At 61.4% G+C, this 1,343-nt stretch carries 1 protein-coding gene; it reads left to right on the top strand.

Annotated features, from left to right (window positions below; genetic code table 11):
* The first annotated feature begins 482 nt into the window (after positions 1 to 482).
* Entirely contained in the window at positions 483 to 1,277 is a 795-nt protein-coding gene (locus tag PQR53_RS38810) for an SDR family NAD(P)-dependent oxidoreductase (RefSeq protein ID WP_408141728.1), read from the top strand.
* Positions 1,278 to 1,343 lie beyond the last annotated feature (66 nt).

Below are 1,343 nucleotides of genomic sequence, written 5' to 3'. Positions count from 1 at the left end.
CGACCCACTGCGGACGGCCACATTTCTCCAAAGCGGTCGTTCAAACGCCGCCACTGTTTGCCAAGGGACGACCTCATGACAACGCCGAGGTGCACTCACAGGACACCGTGCAAGAGCGCAAGACGCGACGCGGTCTCTTGGATAGCCAGACTTTTTCTTATTGCGGGAGAGCCTACAAAGGCCGCTTCGGGTTGAAAATCCATCCTTCGCGGGCTGCCGGCCGGCCCCGAGGCGCAGCGGGTCGTCCATCAGCTTGATCACTGGCGCCCATGTCGCTTGCTCGGCGGCGTTGTATTGGAAACGCACGACGACGAGCACGTCTTTGCGGATCGCCACCTTCTCGTGGACAATGCGTCATTTGGGCGTCATTTGGGCGTCAGACGGGAGGCCGCCACGAAGCCGGACCTGCTTAGCTCACAAGAAAACTTCCATGGCGCACAGTCGGCTTCGTCGTCGCAGCGATTAATCAATACGGGATGTGAATGGCAACTTCTAGCGAAAAATCTTCGGGACAAGCACGTTACGCGAGCTATCCCAGTCTAGTAGACCGGGTCGTGCTCATTACGGGCGGCGCGAGTGGCATTGGCGCTTCGTTCGTCGAGCACTTCGTTGCGCAAGGCGCACGTGTGGGCTTTCTCGACATCGACACGAACGCGGGAACAGCTCTTGCCAAATCGCTCGGTAACGCGCGCCATAAACCGCTCTTCGTCGCCTGCGACGTCACCGACATTCCCGCGTTGCACGCGGCCATCGCCGAAGTGCGGGCAGCATTTGGACCGATCGAGGTGCTCGTGAACAACGCGGCGAACGATCGCCGCCACGCGCTCGCCGACGTTACGCCCGAGTCGTTCGATGCAGGCGTTGCAGTTAACGTGCGGCATCAGTTGTTCGCAGCGCAGGCCGTGGTCGAGGATATGAAGGCCGCACGCGCGGGCTCGATCATTAATCTCGGCTCGCATTGCTGGATGCTCAAGAGCAGCCAGTTCCCGGTTTACGCCATGAGCAAGGCGGCAGTACAGGGCCTGACGCGCGGGTTCGCCAAGGACCTCGGCGCGTATGGGATCCGCGTGAACACGCTCGTGCCGGGCTGGGTGTTGACTGAGAAGCAGCGCAACCTGTGGCTCACCGACGAAGGCCGCGAAGAGATACGACGCGGCCAGTGCATCGACGAGGAAATGGAGCCCGGCGATCTCGCGCGCATGGCGCTCTTCCTCGCGGCCGACGACAGCCGCATGATCACGTCGGAGGATGTCATGGTGACGGGTGGCTGGTCGTAATAAGGCCGATTCTCGCCTGGCGGTTTCGCCCATTGACGAGCGGTAGTGGCATGGCAACTTCCGAGG

Origin of the sequence: Paraburkholderia fungorum (assembly GCF_046027605.1) — a bacterium.
GTDB classification, from domain to species: Bacteria; Pseudomonadota; Gammaproteobacteria; order Burkholderiales; family Burkholderiaceae; genus Paraburkholderia; species Paraburkholderia fungorum_F.
The sequence above is the reverse complement of the archived record's forward strand: the minus strand, read 5'-3'. Positions and strand labels throughout refer to the sequence as shown.